Genomic DNA, 7,414 nt, shown 5'->3' with positions numbered 1-7,414 from the left:
AGGACAAGCGCCTCGAACTCGGCGAATCCGGATCCAGCGGCGGCGATAGGAAAGCACATGCACCCAATGTAAACTGGACGGGTGTTTGGGCGAGACCTCCCGCCGCGTCACGATGTCAACTTGGACAAAGTCGAGCTCAGAATGACAGCGATCGTCCCATACCCACGGGACTTGTGGTTCGGTAAGATCGTCCGCCGCAACACTGCCAAAGAAAAGCACGCGCCGGGAGCCGAGCCTCACCCTCCCGCACGTTCTGGTGAGAATACCATTGGATCGAAAACCGTTCCCCCATAACTTGCACCCAGGCCCCCGCGCGAACTTCCGCGGAGCGTATGATCCCTCGCGGCATCACGGTCCCCCGTGGCAGGCCGGACCGATCCCTATCCCCCCAGGGCAGACCGGCGAACGTGTCCACCCCCTCATCAGTCCGCTCCCGGATACCCCGCACCGCGATCCTGGCGGCGATGGCGGCGCTCGTGGCCGCCGCGTCGGGAACCCTGTACGTGCCCGCGGCCGTGCGCCTGGCGGAGCCGGTCGTGTGCGGCAAGGAAGCGCGCATCGAGTATCAGCGAGTGCGCTATCCCAACCAGGAATCCACCAGTTCCATCCTGGAGGTGAACTGCGTGGATCGCGCGGGAGCCAGGCGGGACGTCCTCGTCCCGGCGATGGGCACCCTGTTCGTCATCTACCTCGCCGTGCTCTTCCCCGCCCTGCTGTTTTGGCCCCGGTCTCCATCCAGCGCTCGCCCACGAGGCATGTAGCCGGCGGTGCGTGTCAGGATTCGTGATTCGCCCGATGGGCCAGGATGCCGCTCGCGGGCCATTCGAACATGATGTCGCCGCCGCCAAGGTTGAAGACAATGCCGTGGCCGGCCGGCAGCACGGTGATCAGCCAGTCAGCCCCCACACGAAGCCGGTACGGGTACTCCGGCCGAAAGTGGGCGTACTTTCCGTCCAGCTCCAGGTCGGTGAAGACGACGAGGAACTGCTCGCCATCCGCATCTTTGGAGACGGTCGCCGGCTTCCAGCTGATCAGGCGGGCACCCTCCATCACCGGCTGCTCGGCCAAGGGGATGCTGACCTGCGCGGCCAGGATCGACTGCAGCATCTGCTGGATGGGGAGGCGTCCAGCGCGGGCAGCGCGAATGGCCTGGCCAGCCGCAGCCCTTCCGCCGTCTTCCGGATTGTGGGTCAAAGGGTCGGTTCTGGTTGATGTGTACCGCAGGCCGGCTCCGGCCGGGGCTGCGTCCGCGCGTGCATGGCCCGAGGCGCGGACCGTTGAGCCTTGCAAGAAGGGACGCGACCGGCGCCGCCTTTTGTCATCACCTCAGTTGCTGCGTAAGGCAGGCCATCGTGCGTCGCTCCTCGCGGGTAAGAAAGGAATGCACGAAGGCCGCGCCCCGTCCAACGGAGCGCGGCCTCGACCAGCACGGGATGCCGTCGATCAGCACTCCTCGGTCAACACCCTGATCGGGTCGCAGATGCAGGGATCGGTCGGGGCGTAGCATGAGACACAGGAGGGCTTGGTCCCGGTGGCCGCCTGGCCGTACACGGTGCCGCGCACCGCCGCCGCGGCGGGAGAGGTGCCGAATGATTCCACCTTCAGGGCGTCGAGTTCCAGCATCAGCTTGGCCATGGGAGCTTTCTCGATTCAGGGAAAACAAGAGGAGAGGACGCCGCCTCTCATTCCTTAACTAATGGCTTAAACTGTTAAATATGCAAGGGCGCCGCTCCGCCATTTAGTGTGGCCAGGATGACCGTCGCTAGAACTTTGCGTTTTTGCACAATCACGCTTTGCGCTTTTCCCCTCTGCAGCGGGCGGGTTGATGCCGTGAGTAACGCTAGCCGGTTTTAAGCAGCCCGTTGTGGTGCAGCGCCAGGACCACGTCCATCTGCGAATTGTGCGACGCGGCCTTTGCCTCTACACGATTCCAGAGCGTCCTTCTCCCCTTTGTGGCGAGTTCCGGAGCCTCGCGAAGCAGTTCCACGGCCCTAAGCGCATACGCCTTGTTGTCGATGGACCTGGAATAGCTTCCCGCCGGCACGTCGCGCACCAAGCCCTCATCGCACAGGCCGAGGAAAGCGCCGCGTGGACATCCTTTCTGCTGTCGATGTATACGGCCTGGAAAGACCTCGCGCGCGGCCTCATTCCACGCCGCACGCGGCGAATCAACGGTTCCGCTCCGAATCTTTTCTACAGCCCGGATTGCTACATCCCCGTATTCGTTGATCGATTTTGTCTCAACGCGGTTTTTCATATCGCATCCTCATCACTCGAAGCAGGTGCCAGTTCGCGCGCCAAGTACGACGCCCTGCGACTCGTCACGGCGCGGGCCACGACGGCGCGCGGGCCGGCGGCGACTACGTGGGCACTCTCCTCCCCCGCCCCGGGGCCGCGTCGATCACCCAGTCGCCGCCGGGGATCAACACGTATTTCAGACGGAACGTACGCCACCCTTGTTTGGCGGTGCGTCAGCACTGGACGAGCGTTGGCGCCCGATGCGAGGGCATTGGTGCCGGGCTGGTCCCGCGCGCTGTGTTCGAACGGTGGATATCCGGGTGCCGAACCGAGCACCGCGCTCAAAAGCGAGGATGCCGGGCTCGCGGCCCGGCACCGGATGGCCTCAGCAGCAGTCGGTCCCGAGGCAGCGCGAGCACCAGGTGTTCCAGGTGTAGCACGGGTCGGTGGTGGGCGGCATGTCTTCGTGCGCCTTCACCGTGCCGTCCGCCGCCGCCCTGGTCTCCACATCGAAGCTCGTCACGGACAGTTCTTCAACCTGGAGTGTCAGCTTCTTCTTTTGCATGGTGGCCTCTCGGTGTGCGGGGGAACCGATAGATACGCGCGTGAAGGCGCGTCCGGAGCATCATCCAGCGCAGCAGATTCCCGGCCAGCAGCTCTCCCGCCGTGCAACTCGAACAGGTGCAGGTTTCTGGCGGTGACGATTGGAGCCGATGATCACCCTGTGATCGGCACCGCCCCTCCCGGCAATCAGCGCCTGCTCCCTTCGTTGCGCTCACTCCCTAACCTGCGCTCCCGCAACAGCTAAGGCGCCGTGCGGCTCTCCGGCGTCTGCGCCACGAGGGCGGGCCGGCCGGCGGCGACACGCGTCCGCTCTCCTCGCCCGCCCCAAGGCCGATGTCGATCAGCCAATCGCTGTCGGCGATGACGTGCATGTCGTGCTCCACCACCACGACGGTGCTGGCAGCGACCGTTTCATTAACCGGTCAACCCCGGTCTAAGCGTATGGGACGTTACTATTTAGCCGCTACAGGAACGGTAAGTGCTAGCCATTCTTGCAGATGGACATAATCGCGCAAGGAAAGCCGATGACGTAGCTGCCGCTGGAATTCTTTAGCTTCTTTTGTGAAATGTGATGTGGTAACCAATATGCCAGCACTCGCTCGTCTTTGTTCAACTACACCATGCAACGCACGCACCAGTTGCACACCCACTGTTTTATGGGGTGCATATCGTTTACATTCGACCAGATACAAAAACTCTCCCAACCCATCTTTCCAGGCCGCATACATGTCGAACCCACCATCCTTGGATTCGGGAGTCAAAGAGATATCATAACCCAGCTTGTCGAGAATTTCCGCCACTATCTCTTCAAACTTGCGTGGTGGTAGAGTATACAACAATGACGGATTATTCCGGAGCATTTTCAAGATCTGCTCATTCGTGTTGATAACGTCTGTGATGATCTTGCTTCCGGTCAGTTCCTCTCGGGTAAGGGGATATCCGTCAGGACCCAGAATGCCAGGATGGTCAAAATTGTGTGGACCGGTTGGTGTTACTATTGCACCTGCATCATTGCGCCTTAGTTCGTCATGCTCTAATCGCCTCCAAACCGTTACCTCGTCTCCTGCCAGCATGGCGCGCACTTCTCGCGCGGAAATCCCCTCACGTTCTAGATGACTCCGCAGCAACTCGCGGAGCCTAGGAATACGTCGGTACAGCGGCTTCTGTTCGAGCTGCAGTGCGCGTGCAACGTCGGCCACGGTGAGGTTATTGGCATAATACAATCGTACAATTAATCTTTCCTCCGGCTCCAAATGCCCCAAGGCACGCTGCAGCGCTGCCGCGACCTCAGTGCGCCACGTCGCTAGCTCTGATTCGACTACCCGGGCATCAGCACTACTATTAGCGGGTATCCATTTCAAAACAGCATCAGAACTCACATCGATGGGTCGGAGCGGCACCCGTTCGGGTAGCTGAGCAAGTATCTGGGCTAACTCGAAATCAGACAACGTGGTTTGATTGGAAGTACGCAGCATTTCTCCCGCTTGCGACAGTGAATAGCCGTCTCGGCGTACGAGTCGCTCCAGCGGTACCGCTGGCGAACCTCGACGCACCGCTTCGGCTGACGGCCGCCATCGGCCCTGCCGCTCGCGCATATAAGCACTGAGGTGCCGCAACACCACGACCATTAGATAGCTTCGCAGACTTGACTCACCACGAAATCGACGGAGTATTGCATAGTCATCTTCGATCATCCGCATCTTGGCCCAAGCTGCGAAGTCCTCGGCATCATCACCCCGTAGACCGTGTCTCCTACAGACCAGAGAAATGACTTTCTCGATCCAGCCGAGGTGCGTGAGGAATGCAACCTCTGCGTCAAATGGCTCGGGCATGCAGATCGGCGGGTGGGAGTAACCTGTTCATTGTATCGTGCCTAATCATACGATTTGAGACGTACACAGCAATGCATTTAGCGCGGTTCACACCACTCTCTGTGGAGGTTGCTACGTTGCCGTACAGTCAACCATTACAACTAGCCCAACCATTAATGGGCTCAAAGCTGGGGTCTAGGCCTACGTAAACACCTCGACTCACCCGTCCCCATCACTCCCATCCCGTCACCCCACTTGACGCGCCAAGTAGGGCGCGGTGCAGCTCTCCGCCGATTGCGCCACAACTGTAGGCGGACCTTCTGCCACCACTCGGCCGCCCTCCTCCCCCGCTCCAGGGCCGATGTCGATCACCCAGTCGCTGCCGGCAATCACGCGCATGTCGTGCTCCACGACGACGACGGTGTTTCCGGCCCCCACCAGGCCGTGCAGCTGCGCAACCAGCTTCTCCACATCGGAGGGATGCAGGCCGGTGGTCGGCTCGTCGAGCACGTAAAGCGAGTGGCCGCGCTGCTGGCGTTGGAGCTCCGCCGCGAGCTTGATGCGCTGCGCCTCGCCGCCGGACAGCTCCGTCGCCGGCTGGCCCAGGCGCAGGTAGCCGAGGCCGACCTCGCGCAGCACGTGCAGCGCGCGCCGCACGGCATCTTCCCCCGCGAAGAAGTCGTACGCGGCATCGACCGTCATCCCAAGGACTTCGGCGATGTTGCGGCCCTGGTAGCGGATCTCCAGCGTCTTCGCGTTGTAGCGCGCGCCTTGGCAGACGGGGCAGGGCGCGTAGACGCTGGGGAGAAAGAGCAGCTCCACCATCACGAACCCCTCGCCCTCGCAGTTCTCGCAGCGCCCCTTGGCCACGTTGAACGAGAACCGCCCCGCATCGTAACGCCGCTTCTTCGCTTCCGGCGTGGCGGCAAAGAGGCGGCGAACGTGGTCGAACAATCCCGTGTACGTCGCCAGGTTGCTGCGCGGCGTGCGGCCGATCGGCTTCTGATCGACGCGGACGAGCCGGCGGATGCCCTCCATCCCGCCCGCGATCCGCCCGCCGAGCGTTGCGGGGGATGACGACGGATCGGCATCGTCCTCATCCTCCGCTGCCGTCGTGATCTCGTGGCCCAGGTGCGCGGCGACGAGCTCCACCATCACCTGGCTCACCAAGCTCGATTTGCCCGATCCGGATACGCCACTGACGCTCGTGAACACGCCGAGCGGAATCCGCACGTCCAGCCCGTGCAGGTTGTTGCGGGTGACGCCCTCCAGCACCAGCCAGCTCTTCGGCTCGCGCGGGGTGCGCTGTGGCAGCCGGTCCTCGCCGAAGAGGTGGCGGCGCGTCTGCGATTCCGCGACATCCGCGAGGCCCGCGGGCGGGCCGCTGTAGAGCACGCGCCCGCCCTGCTCGCCCGCCGCGGGGCCCACGTCCACGATCCAGTCCGCGTGGCGCACCACGTCCATCTCGTGCTCCACCACGAAGAGCGAGTTGCCCGCGGCCAGCAGCCCGTCCAGCGCGCGGAGCAGCGCCTCCGTGTCCGCCGGATGCAGCCCGGCCGATGGCTCGTCCAGCACGTAGACCACGCCGAACAGGTTGGAGCGCACCTGCGTGGCCAGCCGCAGCCGCTGCAACTCCCCTGGGGACAGCGTGGGCGTGCTGCGCTCGATGGACAGGTATCCCAATCCCAGGTCCAGCAGGGTCGTCAGCCGCGCAGCCAGGTCCTCCGCGATCCGCTGCGCGACCAGCGCCTTTTCGGGATGATCCGCATCCGCCGATCCCGCCGCCGTTCCGTCCGCGTACGGCTGCACGAGCGCCGCCACGCGCGACAGCGGCAGCCGCGACAGCTCGGTAATGTCCATCCCCGCGAACGTCACCGACAGCGACGCGGGATTCAACCGTTTTCCGCCGCAGACGGGGCAGTCGGTGGCGAGCATGTACTGCATCACCCGCCGCCGCATGGACGCGCTCTGCGTGTTGGCGAAGGTGTGCAGCACGTGCCGCCGCGCGCTACTGAAGGTGCCCATGTAGTTGGGCTCCTCTTTGCGCTTGAGCGCCTTTCGGGTCTCCTCCGGCGTGTAGCCCGGGTAGACGGGGACGACGGGCTGCTCGTCGGTGAAGAGGATCCAGTCGCGGAGGTCCTGCGGCAGCTCGCGCCACGGCCGGTCCACGTCGTGGCCCAGGGTGACGAGGATGTCGCGCTGGTTCTGCCCGCCCCACGCCTGCGGCCACGCGGCCACGGCGCGCTCGCGGATGGTGAGCGACGGGTCGGGCACCATCGACTGCTCGGTGACCGTGTAGATGCGGCCATGCCCGTGGCACTCGGGGCAGGCTCCCTCGGGGGTGTTGGGGCTGAACGCCTCAGCGTAGATGATGGGCTGGCCGGGCGGATAGTCGCCGGCGCGCGAGTACAGCATCCGCAGCAGGTTGCTGAGCGTGGTGACGCTGCCGACGGACGAGCGCGTGGTGGGCGTGCCGCGCTGCTGCTGGAGCGCCACGGCGGGCGGGATGCCGTCGATCTCATCGACGTCGGGGATGCCCATCTGGTGGAAGAGCCGCCGCGCGTAGGGCGCCACGGACTCCAGGTAGCGCCGCTGCGCCTCGGCATACAGCGTGCCGAACGCGAGCGACGACTTGCCCGACCCCGACACGCCCGTGAACACCACCAGCGCGTCGCGCGGGATGTCGACATCCACGTTCTTGAGGTTGTGCTCCCGCGCCCCCCGCACCCGCACGAACTCGTGCTGCCGCGCGTCGTCCGACCCGTCCGGCGTGCTACTGCTCTTCCCTGCCCTCATCCGCG

General features: G+C 64.0%; 7 protein-coding genes. 1 reads left to right on the top strand and 6 read right to left on the bottom strand.

What is annotated here, in order from left to right; translation table 11 throughout:
- The first annotated feature begins 464 nt into the window (after window positions 1-464).
- The gene (locus tag ACOJUJ_RS05735) at window positions 465-761 is read left to right on the top strand and encodes a hypothetical protein (protein WP_420125894.1); all 297 of its coding nucleotides are present in this window, start codon (window positions 465-467) and stop codon (window positions 759-761) included.
- 13 nt (window positions 762-774) lie between these two features.
- Here the strand turns inward: ACOJUJ_RS05735 and ACOJUJ_RS05730 are convergent, their stop codons facing one another.
- The 6 genes from ACOJUJ_RS05730 to ACOJUJ_RS05705 all read right to left on the bottom strand — a co-directional run bounded on the left by ACOJUJ_RS05730 (window position 775) and on the right by ACOJUJ_RS05705 (window position 7,409).
- Window positions 775-1,194: an SseB family protein gene (locus tag ACOJUJ_RS05730; protein WP_420125893.1), complete on the bottom strand. Its 420-nt coding sequence runs from the start codon at window positions 1,192-1,194 to the stop codon at window positions 775-777.
- Window positions 1,195-1,443: 249 nt separating this feature from the next.
- A complete protein-coding gene (locus tag ACOJUJ_RS05725; protein ID WP_420125892.1) occupies window positions 1,444-1,635 on the bottom strand; it encodes a hypothetical protein in 192 nt (63 codons plus the stop codon).
- A 205-nt stretch (window positions 1,636-1,840) separates the two neighbouring features.
- Entirely contained in the window at window positions 1,841-2,257 is a 417-nt protein-coding gene (locus ACOJUJ_RS05720) for a DUF6979 family protein (RefSeq protein ID WP_420125891.1), read from the bottom strand.
- 366 nt (window positions 2,258-2,623) lie between these two features.
- On the bottom strand, window positions 2,624-2,803 hold the full coding sequence (locus ACOJUJ_RS05715; RefSeq protein ID WP_420125890.1) for a hypothetical protein: 180 nt from the start codon (window positions 2,801-2,803) through the stop codon (window positions 2,624-2,626).
- A 451-nt stretch (window positions 2,804-3,254) separates the two neighbouring features.
- Window positions 3,255-4,634 carry a sigma-70 family RNA polymerase sigma factor gene (locus tag ACOJUJ_RS05710; protein WP_420125889.1) on the bottom strand — a complete coding sequence of 460 codons (1,380 nt, stop codon included), beginning with the start codon at window positions 4,632-4,634 and terminating at the stop codon, window positions 3,255-3,257.
- Between the two features lie 225 nt (window positions 4,635-4,859).
- The gene (locus ACOJUJ_RS05705; RefSeq protein ID WP_420125888.1) at window positions 4,860-7,409 is read right to left on the bottom strand and encodes an excinuclease ABC subunit A; all 2,550 of its coding nucleotides are present in this window, start codon (window positions 7,407-7,409) and stop codon (window positions 4,860-4,862) included.
- Window positions 7,410-7,414: the final 5 nt, after the last annotated feature.

This window comes from Longimicrobium sp. (assembly GCF_048594345.1).
Taxonomy (GTDB): Bacteria; Gemmatimonadota; Gemmatimonadetes; order Longimicrobiales; family Longimicrobiaceae; genus Longimicrobium.
Note: the sequence above shows the minus strand (reverse complement) of the source record. Positions and strands in the feature narration are given on the sequence as shown.

Excerpts from the sequence above, each read along its gene's own strand:
- ACOJUJ_RS05735 (WP_420125894.1), top strand. The coding sequence starts at position 465 with ATGGCGGCGCTCGTGGCCGCCGCGTCGGGAACCCTGTACGTGCCCGCG.
- ACOJUJ_RS05725 (WP_420125892.1), bottom strand. The coding sequence starts at position 1,635 with ATGGCCAAGCTGATGCTGGAACTCGACGCCCTGAAGGTGGAATCATTC.
- ACOJUJ_RS05720 (WP_420125891.1), bottom strand. The coding sequence starts at position 2,257 with ATGAAAAACCGCGTTGAGACAAAATCGATCAACGAATACGGGGATGTA.
- ACOJUJ_RS05715 (WP_420125890.1), bottom strand. The coding sequence starts at position 2,803 with ATGCAAAAGAAGAAGCTGACACTCCAGGTTGAAGAACTGTCCGTGACG.
- ACOJUJ_RS05710 (WP_420125889.1), bottom strand. The coding sequence starts at position 4,634 with ATGCCCGAGCCATTTGACGCAGAGGTTGCATTCCTCACGCACCTCGGC.
- ACOJUJ_RS05705 (WP_420125888.1), bottom strand. The coding sequence starts at position 7,409 with ATGAGGGCAGGGAAGAGCAGTAGCACGCCGGACGGGTCGGACGACGCG.